Origin of the sequence: Rheinheimera sp. (assembly GCF_037442525.1) — a bacterium.
Taxonomy (GTDB): domain Bacteria; phylum Pseudomonadota; class Gammaproteobacteria; order Enterobacterales; family Alteromonadaceae; genus Pararheinheimera.
The window spans coordinates 70047-85906 of the sequence record NZ_JBBIQD010000006.1 but is presented as its reverse complement, the minus strand read 5'-3'; the positions used below and the strand labels follow the sequence as shown (position 1 = coordinate 85906).

The 15860-nt window shown below is 51.8% G+C and carries 12 protein-coding genes; 7 read left to right on the top strand and 5 right to left on the bottom strand.

The genetic code is table 11. The features are described from left to right. Positions 1-2: 2 nt before the first annotated feature. Complete coding sequence (locus tag WKJ03_RS10805; RefSeq protein WP_337842216.1) at positions 3-1232, bottom strand: efflux RND transporter periplasmic adaptor subunit; 1230 nt, start codon at positions 1230-1232, stop codon at positions 3-5. Between the two features lie 296 nt (positions 1233-1528). Here WKJ03_RS10805 and WKJ03_RS10800 point away from each other — a divergent pair, with 296 nt between their 5' ends. The 4 genes from WKJ03_RS10800 to WKJ03_RS10785 all read left to right on the top strand — a co-directional run bounded on the left by WKJ03_RS10800 (position 1529) and on the right by WKJ03_RS10785 (position 6122). Continuing rightward, positions 1529-2149, top strand: coding sequence for a TetR/AcrR family transcriptional regulator (locus tag WKJ03_RS10800; protein WP_337842215.1), 621 nt, complete (start codon positions 1529-1531; stop codon positions 2147-2149). Between the two features lie 135 nt (positions 2150-2284). After that, complete coding sequence (locus tag WKJ03_RS10795; RefSeq protein WP_337842214.1) at positions 2285-3229, top strand: diguanylate cyclase; 945 nt, start codon at positions 2285-2287, stop codon at positions 3227-3229. 57 nt (positions 3230-3286) lie between these two features. Beyond that, positions 3287-5020: a phosphoethanolamine transferase gene (locus WKJ03_RS10790; protein WP_337842213.1), complete on the top strand. Its 1734-nt coding sequence runs from the start codon at positions 3287-3289 to the stop codon at positions 5018-5020. Positions 5021-5216: 196 nt separating this feature from the next. Continuing rightward, the gene (locus tag WKJ03_RS10785; RefSeq protein ID WP_337842212.1) at positions 5217-6122 is read left to right on the top strand and encodes a porin; all 906 of its coding nucleotides are present in this window, start codon (positions 5217-5219) and stop codon (positions 6120-6122) included. Between the two features lie 51 nt (positions 6123-6173). Here the strand turns inward: WKJ03_RS10785 and WKJ03_RS10780 are convergent, their stop codons facing one another. Then, a complete protein-coding gene (locus WKJ03_RS10780) occupies positions 6174-6587 on the bottom strand; it encodes a hypothetical protein (protein WP_337842211.1) in 414 nt (137 codons plus the stop codon). A gap of 66 nt (positions 6588-6653) precedes the next feature. Here WKJ03_RS10780 and soxR point away from each other — a divergent pair, with 66 nt between their 5' ends. Next, the gene (soxR, locus tag WKJ03_RS10775; protein WP_337842210.1) at positions 6654-7118 is read left to right on the top strand and encodes a redox-sensitive transcriptional activator SoxR; all 465 of its coding nucleotides are present in this window, start codon (positions 6654-6656) and stop codon (positions 7116-7118) included. A 60-nt stretch (positions 7119-7178) separates the two neighbouring features. Here the strand turns inward: soxR and WKJ03_RS10770 are convergent, their stop codons facing one another. Continuing rightward, positions 7179-9833, bottom strand: coding sequence for a TonB-dependent receptor (locus WKJ03_RS10770; RefSeq protein WP_337842209.1), 2655 nt, complete (start codon positions 9831-9833; stop codon positions 7179-7181). A gap of 104 nt (positions 9834-9937) precedes the next feature. Then, a complete protein-coding gene (locus WKJ03_RS10765; protein WP_337842208.1) occupies positions 9938-12610 on the bottom strand; it encodes a hypothetical protein in 2673 nt (890 codons plus the stop codon). A gap of 340 nt (positions 12611-12950) precedes the next feature. Here WKJ03_RS10765 and phoB point away from each other — a divergent pair, with 340 nt between their 5' ends. Together phoB and phoR are read left to right on the top strand one after the other, a co-directional pair. Further along, positions 12951-13637, top strand: a complete 687-nt coding sequence (phoB, locus tag WKJ03_RS10760; RefSeq protein WP_337842207.1) for a phosphate regulon transcriptional regulator PhoB — start codon at positions 12951-12953, stop codon at positions 13635-13637. Between the two features lie 5 nt (positions 13638-13642). Next, positions 13643-14974, top strand: a complete 1332-nt coding sequence (gene phoR / locus WKJ03_RS10755; RefSeq protein WP_337842206.1) for a phosphate regulon sensor histidine kinase PhoR — start codon at positions 13643-13645, stop codon at positions 14972-14974. On the opposite strand, the gene WKJ03_RS10750 is transcribed toward phoR, so the two are convergent. Then, positions 14949-15803, bottom strand: coding sequence for a LysR family transcriptional regulator (locus WKJ03_RS10750; RefSeq protein ID WP_337842205.1), 855 nt, complete (start codon positions 15801-15803; stop codon positions 14949-14951). The genes phoR and WKJ03_RS10750 overlap by 26 nt on opposite strands. Positions 15804-15860: the final 57 nt, after the last annotated feature.

Below are 15860 nucleotides of genomic sequence, written 5' to 3'. Positions count from 1 at the left end.
GCTTACCCGTGTTCAGGTTGATTGGCGGCGGCAGCAGTCAGTTGTTTCTGATGCTGTTCCAGTTGTTGCTGCTCGGTACGCAATTGGCCTATCTGTTCATCGCTGGCCATAGGCACAGTCTCCGGGCTGATGGTCATGCTGGGGCGTACCCGTTGCAGCCCGTTCACCACAATGCGGTCTTTGGCATTCAGGCCGTCTTTGATCAGACGCAGGCCATTGATCTTTTCACCCAGGGTGACAGCGCGGTACTGCAGCTGATTGTTTGCATCCACCACCAGCACAAATTTGTTCGACAGGTCGGTGCCAATGGCTTTGTCGTCAATCAGTACGCCCTGACTGCTGGCCTGACCGGCCAGTTTGATGCGGGCAAACAAACCTGGGATCAGCTGTTGATCTTTGTTATCGAAGCTGGCGCGGGCACGGATAGTGCCGGTTTGTGGGTTCACCGCATTGTCGATAAAGTCGATACGGCCCACATGGCTGAAATTGCTGTCACCGGCTAAGGCCATATAGACAGTGCCGGATCCGGCGGCGTTTTTACCTTGTTGCGCCTGACGCTGATAACTTAAGAAGGTTTGTTCGTCGGCATCAAAATAGGCATACATAGTGCTGGTGCTGACTAAGCGGGTCAGCTCGCTGCTGCCTGCGGTGACAAAGTTACCGGCGGTGATCTGGGCATAAGACACTTTGCCGCTGATGGGCGCTTTCACTGCAGTGAAGGATAAATCCAGTTCCGCTTTATCCAGTGCGGCTTTGACCGAAGCCACAGTGGCAATGGCTTGTTGTTTACGGGCCAGACGGGTGTCCAGTACCTCTTCAGAGACGGCACTTTTACGCTCCAGTTTAGCGGCACGCTGGTAATCATTGCTGGCTAAGCGCTCTGCGGTTTGCGCACTTTGCAGTTCGGCTTTTAAGCGGCTGACTTCGGCCTGGAAGGGGCGAGGGTCTATCTGGAACAGCAGGTCACCCTGTTGCACCAGAGCGCCTTCTTCGAAATAGACTTTTTCGATATAACCGGACACGCGTGGCATCAGGGTGACAGTCTGTGGTGCCTGCAGGCGGCCGGTAAATTCATCCCAGTGGGTGATGGTTTCATACACCACTTCAGCCACCTGCACTGCAGGGGCCTGCATGGCGCCTGGGTTTTGCTCAGATGGTTGACCACAGGCGCTTAACACGGCAGCGGCAAGGGCTCCTAATAACAAGGGTCGAATGCGGTGTTTCTGGCTCATGGCCTGCTCCTTAAACTATTTACCTAGAGGTGATGTGGCACAATACAACTTAATTTTGTACTGGTCGGTAAATATATAGGAGTCGAAAAGGAAGTCAATTAATTTTTGTACTGATTGGTAAAAAATAATAGACCATTTTTTTAACTGAGCGCGGCTTTTGGTTATATCTCAGGACTGTGACAGCCTGCAGTGGTTGTTATTCTATACAATAATGTACCGTGTAGTAAATATCCCTTGCTGGACAAGTGCTGTAAAGCTGTTTATCCTGTAGCCACTTTAATAGTCCGGAGTATGAGATGTCAGCTACTGCCTCTACTGCAGCGCCATCTGTAGGACGCCCGCGCGCTTTTGATATGGACACCGCCTTGCAAAAGGCCCTGGAAGTTTTTTGGCTGAAAGGCTATGAAGGGGCTTCTTTACCTGATTTATGTGAAGCCATGGGCATCAATAAGCCCAGCCTGTATGCCGCTTTTGGTAATAAAGAGCAGCTGTTTTTAAAAGCCATTGAGCTGTATGAAAACCGGCCTTGTGCCTTTTACTACCCTGCACTGGAGCAGCCGACCTCCTACCAGGTGGTGCAGCATATGCTTTGTGGCGCGGCGAAGGCCAATGCGGATCCGGCCAACCCGCCGGGTTGTGTGATAGTGCAGGGGGCTTTGGCCTGCAGCGAGTCTGGTGCTTCGGTGAAACAAGCCTTGATTGAAAAACGCCAGAAAGGCGAAGTGGCGTTGCGGGAGCGGTTGGAACGGGCCCAGGCCGAAGGGGATTTACCTGAGGATGCTGACCCGGCGGCGCTCGCCCGTTACATAGGTGCTGTGCTGCAAGGCATGGCTATTCAGGCCACCAGTGGTGCCAGTTGTGATGATCTTCGTAGGGTGGCCGAAACCGTGCTGCAGGCCTGGCCAGGGAAAAAGTAAGCTGCTGTTCTGGCAGCTGTAACGGCATTTATACCTGCAGCTGCCAGCCTGTGCCGACAAAGTTCTGCCTGACGGCTGGCAGTGCTTTAAGTCTCTGCTAGTGTTAACAAAACGTCTGCTTTGAGCCTGTTGTTCATGACTTTTGTTGACCAGAAATTCCAACTGAAACTGATCGAATTTATTCAAGTCTGCAAAGACGGTTACGCCATTCTGGATGCGGATGATCGGCTGATGGGCTGTAATCAGGCCTTTTGTGACATCTTTTATCTGGATATGGGGGCCATGCAGGGCATTCGTTTTGATGATCTGATGCGATTATCTTACGGCGCGCGCAAAGGCATCCGTTTTGACACCGATAATATTGAACAATGGTTACAGGAAGCGCACCAGAAACGTCGGCAAAATCCATTTCGTTTATTTGAGGTGGATTTACTGGATGGCCGCTGGTTTTTGTTTTCCGAGCAGGTGCTGGAATCCGGTGAAATGCTGATCCAGGCCAAAGAAATCACCAAGCAGAAGGTACTTGAGCATCAGCTCAATTCCAAAGTGGCCAGTTTAAGCGAGCTGGCACTGACCGATGAGCTGACTAAAGTGGCGAACAGGCGCAGCTTTGTGGAGTCGGTCGACACCGAACTGGCGCGTTGTCAGCGGCAGATGAAACCCTCCGCATTGTTATTGCTGGATCTGGATTTTTTTAAATCCGTCAACGACACCTATGGCCATCAGGCCGGTGATGAAATTCTCAAAGCCACCGCATTACGTTTTAAAAAAGCCTTACGGGAGTACGATATTGTCGGCCGGATTGGCGGTGAAGAATTTGCAGTGTTTTTGTCCGAAACCACACCCAAAACCGCCTTGCAGGTGGCCGAACGTATGCGATCCTTGCTGGCCGATTACCCGCTGAAAGCCGGCAGCGTTGAGCTCTGTATGACCACTTCTATTGGGGTGGCCTTCTGTCAGGGGCAAAGCAGTTTTGAAGCGCTGTATATCGAAGCCGATTCGGCCTTGTACCAGGCCAAACGCAATGGCCGTAACAGGGTAGAACTGTACAAAATGCCTGAATACCAGTCTGGCAATTGAGTGGAGAAATCTTCAGAATACGCGCCTTTAACCCCAGGTTGTTGACGGGAACATGAAATGAATCACCCGCTGTTTTTAGTCTGTTGCCGTGCTCTGGCTGCTTTGCTGTTGTTACTGGTGCTGATGTCACCGGTGCTGGTGCAGTGGCCTGCGAGCTGGCATTGGGACTATCTGAACTGGAAGCTGTTGCCCGCCGCAGGCTTTTATTTGTTGTTATTCAGTCTGTTCAGCAAAATCCGCTGGGGTTTGATGTTGCTGCTGCCCTTTGTGTTGTTGGTACCGCAAGAAGTCTTTTATCTGCACACCTATCAAAAATCAACCGACGCCCATGCGCTGGCTATCGTGGCAGAGACGGATCTGGCGGAAGCTGCAGGTTATCTGACGGGGATAGGTGTAGTGCTGGCGCTGGCTGTGCTGGTGCTGGGACTGCTGTGGTTTTATGCAGTACGCACGGCCTGGCTGTTGAAGTGGCAGTGGGGTCAGGGCTGGCGACCTTTTTTGTGGTTGGTGTTTATAGGGCTGGGAGCCTCACTGGCCTGGCACGAATGGCAGTACCAGCAATTGAATAAAGCGGCTGAGCGCAAAAATCCGCAGGAAACCGTATTTGCCAGCAGGCCTTTGCCTTACAGCCACGAAAAGTTTCACGCCACCTACCCGCTGAATTTACTCTTGGCGCTGAATGAGTTCAGAGTGCAACGGGAAGCAACGGCACAAGTGGCATCGCAGGTGGAGCAATTTCGTTTTGGTGTCAGGCAGGAACCTGAAATCAGCGGGCGCCAGATCTACCTGCTGGTGATAGGTGAAACCTTAAGGCCCGATAGGTTGCAGCTGAATGGGTATCCGCGTTCCACCACGCCGCGGCTGGCAGGTACAGCCAATTTGGTCAGCTACCCGGATATGATCAGTCCCTGGGCCTGGACCCGCATGTCGGTACCCGTGATGTTATCGCGTAAGGCTGGTACGGATCAGCGGTATTTCCCCACTGAAGCCTCGCTGGTTTCGGCGTTTAAGGAAGCTGGTTTCAGCACCTACTGGCTGTCCACTCAAAGCCCCTTAGGTGTGCATGACTCTTCGATCGCCTTACATGCCAGCGAAGCTGATCAGGTGCAGTACCTGAACCCTGTAGGTTACCGACAGGAAGGGTTTTACGATGAAATTCTGCTGCCTGCGGTGGAGCGGGTGCTGGCACAGGATGAATCTAAACAGTTGATTGTGCTGCATACCCTCGGCAGTCATTTCAGCTATGCCGACCGCTACCCGAAACACTTTGACCTCTTTACGCCTTCCGGCAAAGGGGAACGCATCAGCATGCATGACCGATCTGCCCGGCAGAAGCTGAATAATGCCTATGACAACAGCGTGGCCTACACCGACTTTGTGCTGTTTAACCTGATCAACCAGCTGAAACAGACCAACGCCAGTGCAGCGCTGTTGTATGCCTCGGATCACGGTGAAAATATTTTTGACGGTCAGTGTGGCAAAAGTGGCCACGGCCACAATACAGAGTTTGATTACAGAGTGGCCGCCCTGCTGTGGTTTTCGGATGCACTGAAAATGCAACAGCCACAAAAAACGCAATTGGCGCAAAGCCGGCGCGAGCAGCCCCTAAGTACCACCCAGCTGTTTGACACCTTGCTGGACTTAGCCAACCTGAGCTACCCGGAGCAGCAATTGCAGCAGAGCTGGGTCAGTGCGCAGTGGCAGCCAGCTCCACGTATTCTCCAGCACGGGCTGGATTTTGACAAAGCCAACAGGGACCCTGTTTGCAAAGAGCTGTCTGCACCAAAGTAGATTGTCATATTATTGAAATATTTCAGTCATAAAATAGCCTTCAAATGGTCACCTGAATGACATGAAACTGTCATTCTGTCACGCGCTTAGCGCCTGCCATTGAACGACGCCAAAGCCGGGTTGGGCCCGCTTTGGTGTTATCCAGTACAACATTCAAGTCATTCTGTTGGCTTTGGCCCGGATCAGGAAATTAACTATGTTTGCAAAAACTCTCGTTGCTATGGCGTTGACTGCGGCTGCCGTGTCGGTTGCCGAAGCAAAGGACTGGGAAATTTACGGCAAAATTAATGTGTCGGCTCAGCAGTCTGATGAGGGGGAAGGATCCTTTGGTGAATTAAAAAGCAATGCGTCACGCTTCGGTATCAAAGGGGATTATGCACTGGAACATAACCTGACGCTGATTTATCAGCTGGAATGGGAAGTGGATCCATCTGACGAAGCCAACGAAAAAAATATCAAATCACGGAACCAGTTTATTGGTCTGCAGGGTGAGTTTGGTACTGTGCTGGCAGGCCGTCATGATACGGCGCTGAAATTAGCTCAGGGCAAAATTGACCAGTTCAATGACTATGAAGCCGACATCAAAACGCTGTGGAAAGGCGAAAACCGGGTCAGCGATACGGTGATGTACCAAAGCCCCTCTGTACTGGGGTTTAAATTCACGGCGCAACAAATTATGGCCGATGAGCCAGAGGCAGACAGTGCGCAGTCCTATGCCATTGGCTATGGTGACGAAGAATTAAAAGAATCCGCCTGGTATGCAGCCGTGGCGCTGGATAATGGCGTCAATGGTTACGATGCGACCCGTCTGGCGCTGCACACCAAGCTGGCAGGTTTTAAGCTGGGCGCCATGCTGCAGCAGCAGGAAAATGTGGAAACCGGTGATGAAAAAGACGGTTATCTGGCCAGCCTGGCCTACCCGCTGGGCAAATTCGAACTGAAAACCCAGTACCAGGTGCAGGAAGACGACAACGGAGTCTCTGTGGGGGCCGATTACAAGCTGGGTAAAAATACCAAGCTGTATGGCTGGTACAGCAGCTTCGACTTCGATTCAGCCAACGACAGTGACTATCTGGCTATTGGGTTGGAACATAAGTTCTGATCCACAGTGAACAGGCCGCGTCAGCGGCCTGTTTGCTTTTGAATGCCTGAATTAAAGACTGTTACATCCGACAATACGGGCATGCTCTTGGTGCAGACGTACCACGAATAAAGGACAGCTGCTGACCCCTTCAGGTTGTTTCCGCTCTGCTCCGAGCCATAACTGCTGCACATTGAGCAAATACAACACCGGACTCAGAGGTTGGCTCGACAGCAGGCGGTAGTGCACCTGACGCTGTGGGTAGAATTCCGCCAGGCCTTGTTGATACTGCACTATGGCTCTGTCTCCGGCCACCCGTTGTCCAAGCAAATTAACCAACAACGCATCAGGCTCAAATAAGCCGGCCAGGCTCAGCCAGTGTTGCTGGTTAATGGCGTCAGCCAGTTGGTTCAGCAGTTGATGAATAGCGTCTGGAACCGGGTTCTGTGCGAGGGGGGCTGCGACAGCCTGTACAAGTGCGGACATATTTTGATTGCTCCCTGTGTTGGACTGCCGTTATGCTAAAACCTCAGGTTAACTTGAGGTCAAGTGATGAATTCATCTGGTGCAGAAAAAATCTGGCTTTCGGTGGGTGAAGTCGCGTCGCGATCCGGCGTGACTGTGTCTGCATTACATTTCTACGAGCAAAAAGGTTTAATCCAGAGCGTGCGTAATCATGGGAATCAGCGGCGTTATGCGCGCGATGTGTTACGCCGTGTTGCCATTATTAAAGTGGCGCAGCGCACTGGCATCAGTCTGGAGCAGATCAAACAGGCTTTTGATGTGTTGCCTAAGGGGGAACCCCCGTTGCAGCGGCACTGGCAACAAATGTCGGAAGTGTGGCATCAGGACCTGACAACCCGGATTGAGCAATTAACACAAATGCGCGACCAACTCAGTTTATGTATTGGCTGTGGTTGTTTGTCGTTGGCGCATTGCCCATTACGTAACCCCGCTGATCAGTTAGCGACCCAAGGGCCTGGTGCCCATTTTGTTCCGGCTGACGACAAGGTTTGAGCGACCAGGGCCGGAAATAACAAAGGGGCCTGGCAGCCCCTTTGGTTTTTAGTCAGCAGTTTAGTACTTGTAGTTGAAACTCAGGCCAAAGCTCTGGCCTTCGACGCGGCGTTGCAGCAATTCGCCTTGTTGCGTAATTTCCACGTCTTCATCCAGCAGGTTTTTCACACTGAACTTAACGGACGTCGCTTCCCATGGGGTGTAGGAATAGACGAAGTCCAGTGAGTTAAACGGCTGCTCGTAAGCGTCATCTTTGGAGTTGACGCCAGCAAACGCAATACGCTTACCAAAGACGTTGTAGGTCAGTGTTGCGTTATGTTTGTCGTCGTCTGAGTCAAAGCCTAACTGGAAGTTCACCACATGCTTGGAGTGACCATTCAGCGGACGTACCAGGTTGGTCAGGTCGGCACCCGTGATTGGCTGAATGTTAATTTCCGATTCTGACCAGGTGAAGTTACCGGCCACAAAGAAATTGCTCAGCCAGCTTGCTGTGTCACCGTCAAAGATGTTCAGCTGTTGCAGAAACTCGGTTTCCACACCATAGACTTCACCGCTTTGGGCGTTACGGAAGGACATCAGCAGGTTACCGTCTGAACCGCTCAATTCGATCGATTCAATCGGGTTTTCCAGATCTTTGTAGAACACACCGATGCTGTAGTTGCTGTCGTCGTAGTACCATTCCAGACGGGCGTCATAGGCGGTCACGTCTGTGCTTTTTAAGCCAGAGAAACCTGTCACTTTAAAGTCGGTCAGCGGGTCGACGAACAACACAGGTGTCACTTCACGTAAGTCCGGGCGCACCACGGTCTGGCTGTAACCAAAACGGGCTTGCAGATCTTCGGTGACAAAATAAGTGAAGGACAGCGACGGGTAATAACCATCTTCCAGCAACATGGAATCTTGCGGATCACCACTGATATCACCGTCGGCATTCAGCGGCAATGACACCTGGCGGAAATCTTCGTAACGTACACCCAGGTTCAGACGGAACAGGTAGTCGTAGTTCATTTCCATGCCCACATAAGCGGCATCGATCATCTGAGCAGCGACGTAATCATCCGCCTGAGTGGTGACGTTTGATACCTGGAAGCCTTTGCTGGCATCCAGAATATTGGCGTCTGAGAAAATTTCTGAGAAGCTGCCACCCAGTTCGGCCAGGCTGTAACCCACTGTGCTGAAGTTAAAGAAGTCCGTACTGGAGTTACGTTCACGTTCGAAGTACGAATAACCACCGTTCAGTACCACTTCGGCTTTACCGAAGGTCAAGGGTAGTTTGGCATTCCAGCTGCCGTTTTCAGTTTCGTCATCCATACGGGCGAAGCTGTAGTTCACGGCATTTTGGTTGCGGCGCATAAAGCGGGTGACAGAACCATCTTCACCAATTTCGTTCAGGTAACGGTATTCCACTTCACCTGGTGCGTAACGCTCTGCTTTAGCGTCTGTGAATTGCCAGTCGACACTGATGTCGTACAACCAAGGCAGGTCATGACGGCCACGGATTTGGTTCGACAGCATCGAACGTTCTTCGTAGCGGATAGAGGTGTCTGTATTGAAACGGTTTTCTTCGTTGACTGTTTCGATACTTTCACCGTTTTTGACCTTGATTTCGTCTTTGGTATCGCGCAGGTAAATGGTCGAGGTTTCAAAGCGGTGGTCTTCGTTCAGCTCCAGACCAAAGTTCAGCATACCGGACAGTTTCACCTGGTGTTCCGTGCCTTTGATATCGTCCCAGATATTCAGTGGCACCAGGCTGTCACCTGACACAGAGAAATAACGTTCCTGTTCCTCAATGTTCTGGGTAGAGCGGTCATAACTGACACCGGCCATCACCCCAAACACTGAGCTGCCGATATCGAACTTATTGCCATAAGACAGGCTGCCGTCGAAATCCGGTTTGATGCTTTCGCGTTTCACATCAATATCGCGGTTAAAAGCCAGACCCAGCTCACGCACTATGGTGCTGGCCTGGGCCAGGTTGCCGGCATTGATACCACCTAAAGCCTCGGCGATATTGATTTGGCTGATGGTGCCGTACTGGTCCAAAGCGGCGCGCAATTCGGGTGACATGCCGCGGGTACCATCGTCGCTGCCACGCCAGTCATCACCGCCGCCATTGTAGCTGTAGGCATCGTCGCTGTTCAGACTGTTGTAGCCCGTACCCAGACTCAGATTGAAACTTTCCTGCAACGGAATAGAGGCGGTGCGGATATTGACGCTACCACCACCAAAGGCGGCTGGCAGTTCAGGTGAATAAGCTTTTTGCACCACTAAGCTTTCAATAATACCGGCCGGAAACATATCCAGCGGAATGACGTTACGGGTTGGATCCGGGCTTGGCACCAGAGCGCCGTTCAGCAGGGTGCTGGAGTAACGTTCCCCCAGACCACGCACATAAATAAACTTGTCTTTCACCAGCGTCAGACCAGTGACACGGCGCAGCGCCGAGGCTGCATTGCTGTCACCGGCGCGGGAAATCTGTTCCATCCCTAATAATTCTGCCACATAAGGCTGTTCACGGCGTTCGGCCGCGGCAGATGCCGCCGAGCTCATCAGACGACCTGAGACGGAAATACGTTCAACGTCCTGTTCTTTGGTCTGTGCCGTTTCCGGGGTGGTTTCCTGGGCGGTCGCCAGCAATGGCACTGAAGCGCAGGTCAACGCCAGCATCACCTGGAGACCTAACTGACTGATACGAAATTTTTGTTTAGTGTTCATCTGAACTGGGTCCTATCAGCGGAATCTTTTTGCTACATCAAAGGCCGGTCAATTCCGGCCCATAAAAAAAGCTGCCGGACTGGTGTCCGACAGCTTCAGGCTGATTAATCGTCTAAACCTACAGCCCAGCCAGCTGTCCAGTTATTGCTTTGTGATACCGCACCAACAAAGTTCACAGTGTCAAAGAATGAATCCACAGTTTTCATATCTTTGGCTGCTGTGGTGTCTGTGGTGAAGATGCCGTTCAGCACTGCAGTACCGTCTTTCAGCACTTTGTTACCTGTTTGACCCAGGAACCAGGCTTCAGTGGTGACACCAGTCGCCACTGTGCCTTTCACGGCTTCGGTCTGGCAGGAAATCACAGAGTTGGTCATGGTCAGTTGACCCGCTGCAGCAAAGGCGCGTGATTCGTTGGATTCAATTTCCAGGCACTCACCCATACCGGCAGGACCAGTGATAACAAAGTTAGCCAGTTGCGCATTGGTACCGGCACGCAGTAACACGCCTTCTGAATCGTCATCACCGTCGAAGCTGTTACCGATAATGGTCATGTTGGCCACTGTCGGGTTCGACACCGGAGCTGCGGTCAGGTTACCTGCCTGGTTGTCTGCTTCAATACCGCGGTTGGCCTTGGCATTGTTTGGATCCATTTTTACCAGCACGAATTGCAGTTTACCGTTGTAACCGTCCGCCCAGTCGACGTTGTCGTCGCCGTTTGAGGTCAGCACCACGTTTTTACAGTTCACGCTGCCACCGAAGAACTCCACACCATCATCCACGTTCTGGTGAACCTGAATGTTAGAACATTGAGTGCCTGAACCGACGCCAGCGAAAGTGATACCGTTTAATTCGTTATCCGGAATTACTTCGTAACCTGCGTGTTTCACTACCACATAGTTCAGGGTGCCGCTGCTGTCTGCTGCGTTAGCGCCACCATATGGACCGGCTTCGCCTTCGGCCTGAACAGAACAGTTATTGATATCAGGGCACTTGTTGGTGATGGCGTTACCCAGTAATACCAGACCGCCCCATTGACCGGCCGCAGTCGGTGAACCAATCACGTCCTGTACAGAGGTCATGGTAATTGGGTTGGCTGCAGTACCGCTGGCATTGATTTTTGAACCACGGCTGATGACCAGGAAATCAGCACCTGATTTACCGTAAATAGTTACACCAGGTTGAATGGTCAGAGTGGCGCTGTTGGTATTGTCACCACCGATACGGACACGGCCGTTTAATACATAGTCAGCACCGGTCTGTAAGGTGACGTTGCTGGTGATATCGCCAGTCAGTTGACAGTTCAGACGGCCAGTTAAGCTGGAGGTTTCTGTGGTACCAGCAGGGCACTGCGTCAGACCTGAACCGCCTGTGGCATGCAGACCATGGGTCCAGCCTTTGGTCCAGTCGGTGGTGCCATCAAAAGCACCGATATAAGTGACGTCGTCAAACCAGCCGTTGACGTTGTTAGCCACGTTGTAGCCGTTGTTCAGGGCAACAGAGTTAGGTGCCGGGATATAACCACCCAATAAGGCATCACCAACGATATTGCCTGGCTGAGCACGGAACCAGTCACCAGCATTGAAGGTCACGTTACCGGCAGCATCTTTGATATTGGCAAAAGGCTCAGCACAATCAATGATGGAGTTACGGAAAATCAGCTGACCACTGTTGGCAAAAGCCGCAGTTTCTGAGGTGTTGATCTCAAAACACTCACCCATTTTTTCCGGGCCAGTGACAATGACGTTATACAATTCGGCATTGGTACCGGCACGCAGCAGGATACCTTCTGAATCTTCGTCACCGTCAAAGTTATTACCAATGATGGTCAGGTTAGAGATTTGTGGTTTAGACACCGGAGTGGCCGTGAAGTTACTGGACTGGTTGTCCGCTTCGATACCACGGTTGGCTTTGGTGTCATTCGGGTTGTGGCGGATCAGCACGTGTTGCATACGGCCTGTCCAACCATCCGCCCAGTCCAGCGAGTCGTCGCGGTTGCCCGTCAGCACCACGTGTTTCAGATCCACTGTACCACCGAAAAACTCAACGCCGTCGTCGACGTTGTTGTGCACCTGGATGTATTCCACTGTGGTGCCACGGCCTACACCGGCAAAGGTGATACCGTTTAATTCGTTGTCAGGAATGACTTCATAACCGGCGTATTTCACCTGCACATACTTCAGGGCGCCGCTGTTGTCTTCCGGATTGTTACCACCGTATTTACCGGCTTCACCTTCTGCTTCCACTGCACAGTTGGTTAAATCAGGGCACTTGTTGGTGGGTGCATTACCCAGCAATACCAGACCGCCCCACTGACCTGCTGATTCTTCATCAGACAGGCCCAGCATATCGTTGACTGATGTCATCACTATGGGGTTGCTGGCTGTACCTACCGCCTGAATTTTTGAACCGCGGGAAATAACCAGGTAGTCCGCACCGCTCTTACCGAATACTTTCACGCCAGGTTGAATGGTCAGGGTCGCGCTGTTGGCATTATCACCACCGACGACCACTTTGCCAGACAGTGCCCATACGGCATCTGTGGTCAGCGTGATGTTTGACGTAATGGTGCCGGTGATTTCGCATACAGGCAAAGTAATACCGGCCAGGCTGCTGCCCTGAGTTGCAAAGCTTGGACAAGCACTGGTTGGTGGAGGGGTCGTGCCGCCGCCATCGTCGTCGCCACTGCCTGCATTAATATTAATATCACCACCACCGCAGCCAGCCAGTATCAGGGCTGTTGCTACTGCACTCAGTTGTAAAAACTTGCGTAAAGCCATCACTCAGTCTCCGTAAGCAGAAAAAAGCTGTTGTTATAAGAAGCTGGGCGGATACCTTAAGTGGGGATAATGACTGTTTTATTACAGTGAGCATGCTGTTGTGGGAACTTATTGGATGGGGGCAGCACTGGCGCGGCCTGTAGCCGCTGTTGTCAATAAAGATTCATTAAACTGTCATGTAATTGCCTTTTTTGAAGTTGCTAAATTGTTACCGTGGTGCGGCAAAGCTGAATAAAGACTGGTCTGTTCATCGTTTTTTACACGGTTTATTTCATAAAACTGTCATAAACTTCACTGATACTGGTTTGCATAGAAAAAACACTAATTTTGGGTAGAAGGTATGTCTAGAAAGATTCTGGTGGTGGAGGACGAAGCTCCTATCCGCGACATGTTGTGTTTTGTGCTGGAGCAGAATGGTTATCAGGCCAGCACAGCGGAAGATTTTGATTCTGCAGTGAATATGCTGGTCGAGCCTTACCCTGATTTGGTCTTATTGGACTGGATGTTGCCCGGTGGCAGTGGTATTCAGTTTGCAAAGAAAATGAAAAGCCATGATCTGACCAAAACCATTCCGATCATTATGATTACCGCCCGCGGTGAAGAAGAAGACAAGGTGCGCGGCCTGGAAGTGGGCGCGGACGACTATGTGACCAAGCCTTTTTCGCCAAAGGAGCTGATGGCCCGTATTAAGGCGGTGATCCGCCGGGTTGCCCCCACCTCATTGGATGAAGTGATAGAAGTACAAGGCTTAAAGCTGGACCCGGTGTCGCACCGGGTGACTGCGGCTGAGCAGCCTGTGGATATGGGGCCAACTGAATTTCGCTTATTGCATTTTTTTATGACACACCCGGAGCGGGTTTACAGCCGTGAGCAACTGCTGGATCATGTCTGGGGCACCAATGTTTATGTCGAAGACCGTACTGTGGACGTGCATATCCGCCGTTTGCGCAAAGCCATTTCGGTAGAAGGCCATGATCGTCTGGTGCAGACTGTCCGGGGTTCAGGTTATCGCTTCTCAGCCAAGTAGGTGCTATGCGACTGTTATTATCCAAAAGGAAGATCTTCAGCAAAATCTTCCTTTTGTTTTTTTTGGTCACCTTGCTGGGCTGGTTGACTGACCTGCTGTTTCCGCTGTTATTTGTCACCAGTCTGATCCTGCTGATATGGCACTACAAACATCTGCTGATGCTGGATAAATGGCTGTGGCGTGATAAAAAACTGTCTCCTCCGACTGGCGATGGCAGCTGGCGGCAGATTTACGATGGAATCTATTACCGCCAGCGCAAAGCCCGTAAAAAGAATAAAGAATTGCGCGCGCTGATCCGCCGTTTTCGCGATGGGGCAGAAGCCTTACCTGATGCCATTGTGGTACTGAATGATGACTGGACCATTGTCTGGTGTAATAAACTGGCGCAGCAACTGGTGGGGTTGCGCTGGCCACTGGATGAACATCAACGTATTGATAACCTGATCCGAAACCCTGAATTTCAGGCATATGTGCAACAAAAGCAGTTCAGCCAGGCGCTGGAGCTGATGTCTCCGGTCAATGATGAACTGACGCTGGAATACCGGGTGCTGGCGTATGGCCATAACCAGTTTTTGATGATAGTGCGCGATATTACCCAACTGAAACAGCTGGAACAAATCCGTAAGGATTTTGTCGCCAATGTGTCGCATGAACTGCGTACGCCGCTGACGGTGCTGCAGGGCTACCTGGAAGTGATGGAACCCCAGCAGTTGCCACAGGCCGCTATCTGGCAAAAAGCCCATACCGTGATGCTGGAACAGACCAAACGTATGGATGCGCTGGTGCAACAGCTGTTGACCCTGTCGCGCATTGAAGCAGCCACCAAAGTTCAGTTTGATGAACAGGTGGATGTGCCAGCTATGCTGGCGATGCTGGAACAGGAGGCGCAAAGCCTGAACCGGGACAAGCAGCATCAGATTGAGTTTTTGATCGACACCGGGCTTTGTGTGAACGGTATTACCGAAGAGCTGCGCAGCGCCTTTTCCAACCTGATCACCAACGCCATCAAGTACACGCCGCCAGGAGGGCAAATTAAAGTCAGTTGGCAGCGTCAGCATCAGAAAGCAGTGTTTTCAGTGCAGGACAATGGGGATGGAATAGCTCCACAACATGTGAAACGACTGACGGAACGTTTTTACCGGGTCGATCAGGCCCGCACCCGGGCCACGGGCGGCACAGGTCTGGGGCTGGCCATCGTCAAACATGTATTGCAGCGCCATAACAGCAAGCTGATGATTTTCAGTGAACCCAAACACGGCAGCACTTTTTCGTTCAGTCTGCCGCTGGAACCGGTGCGTGCTACCAAGGCGACTAAGCTGAAAATAAAAACTCAATAAAGGCCGTCAGCACGGGGCTCTGATAGCCCTTGTGCTGCACCATCCGAAAATGCCGCTGCAGCCGCAGCGGGCTGTCCAGCCGGATCAACTGGCCGGAGCGCAGTTCCTCTTCAATCGCCAGCAGTGGCAGGCACCCAATGCCCAGGCCATGCCGCACCGCCTGTTTTATCGCCTCAGGGCGCTGCAGTTCCAGTACTTTGGCAGGAGACCAGCCTAAACGTGCCAGTTCGTGCTCCAGCACGGCTCTGGTGCCTGAGCCGCGTTCCCGGACTATCCAGCGTTGTTGCTGCAGTTGGTTGGCATTGAGCTGATGGTGTAAATCCGGCTGACCAAACAACACAGTCAGGTCGTCACGCCATAAGCGGATATCAAATGCATCGGTCAGTACAGGCCCTTCAATAAAACCCAGCTGTGCCTGTTGCTCAGACATGTACTGCAGTACTTCAGCGCTGTTGCACAGCTGCAGCTGAAACTCAAAGTCCGGCCGCAACCGACTGAAACGGGCCAGCAGCTCTGGCAACAAATAACAACCTGTGGTTTCGCTGGCCACCAGCCGCAATGGATTGCTGGAATGGCTGTTGTGAACCAGTTCAGACTGCAGGTCGAGAAGTTGTTGTAGCTTTGGCCGTAAATCCAGCGTGTGTTGAGTGGGGACTAACTGACGGCCCTGGCGCAAAAACAATGGGGTGCCAAGCCGTTGCTCCAGCTCTTTTAATGCCTGACTGGCCGCTGGCTGGCTCAGGTTCTGCTCGTCGGCAGCTTTCGTCAGGCTGCGCAACCGGCAAATGGCATCCAACAGCAGCCAGTGGCGTGGGCTCGGGTAGTTCATAATTTATTTGGATTTTAAGTATTTAATAAATCCATTATTCTTATATTTTAATGGCAG

Excerpts from the sequence above, each read along its gene's own strand:
- WKJ03_RS10805 (WP_337842216.1), bottom strand. The coding sequence starts at position 1,232 with ATGAGCCAGAAACACCGCATTCGACCCTTGTTATTAGGAGCCCTTGCC.
- WKJ03_RS10800 (WP_337842215.1), top strand. The coding sequence starts at position 1,529 with ATGTCAGCTACTGCCTCTACTGCAGCGCCATCTGTAGGACGCCCGCGC.
- WKJ03_RS10795 (WP_337842214.1), top strand. The coding sequence starts at position 2,285 with ATGACTTTTGTTGACCAGAAATTCCAACTGAAACTGATCGAATTTATT.
- WKJ03_RS10790 (WP_337842213.1), top strand. The coding sequence starts at position 3,287 with ATGAATCACCCGCTGTTTTTAGTCTGTTGCCGTGCTCTGGCTGCTTTG.
- WKJ03_RS10785 (WP_337842212.1), top strand. The coding sequence starts at position 5,217 with ATGTTTGCAAAAACTCTCGTTGCTATGGCGTTGACTGCGGCTGCCGTG.
- WKJ03_RS10780 (WP_337842211.1), bottom strand. The coding sequence starts at position 6,587 with ATGTCCGCACTTGTACAGGCTGTCGCAGCCCCCCTCGCACAGAACCCG.
- soxR (WP_337842210.1), top strand. The coding sequence starts at position 6,654 with ATGAATTCATCTGGTGCAGAAAAAATCTGGCTTTCGGTGGGTGAAGTC.
- WKJ03_RS10770 (WP_337842209.1), bottom strand. The coding sequence starts at position 9,833 with ATGAACACTAAACAAAAATTTCGTATCAGTCAGTTAGGTCTCCAGGTG.
- WKJ03_RS10765 (WP_337842208.1), bottom strand. The coding sequence starts at position 12,610 with ATGGCTTTACGCAAGTTTTTACAACTGAGTGCAGTAGCAACAGCCCTG.
- phoB (WP_337842207.1), top strand. The coding sequence starts at position 12,951 with ATGTCTAGAAAGATTCTGGTGGTGGAGGACGAAGCTCCTATCCGCGAC.
- phoR (WP_337842206.1), top strand. The coding sequence starts at position 13,643 with ATGCGACTGTTATTATCCAAAAGGAAGATCTTCAGCAAAATCTTCCTT.
- WKJ03_RS10750 (WP_337842205.1), bottom strand. The coding sequence starts at position 15,803 with ATGAACTACCCGAGCCCACGCCACTGGCTGCTGTTGGATGCCATTTGC.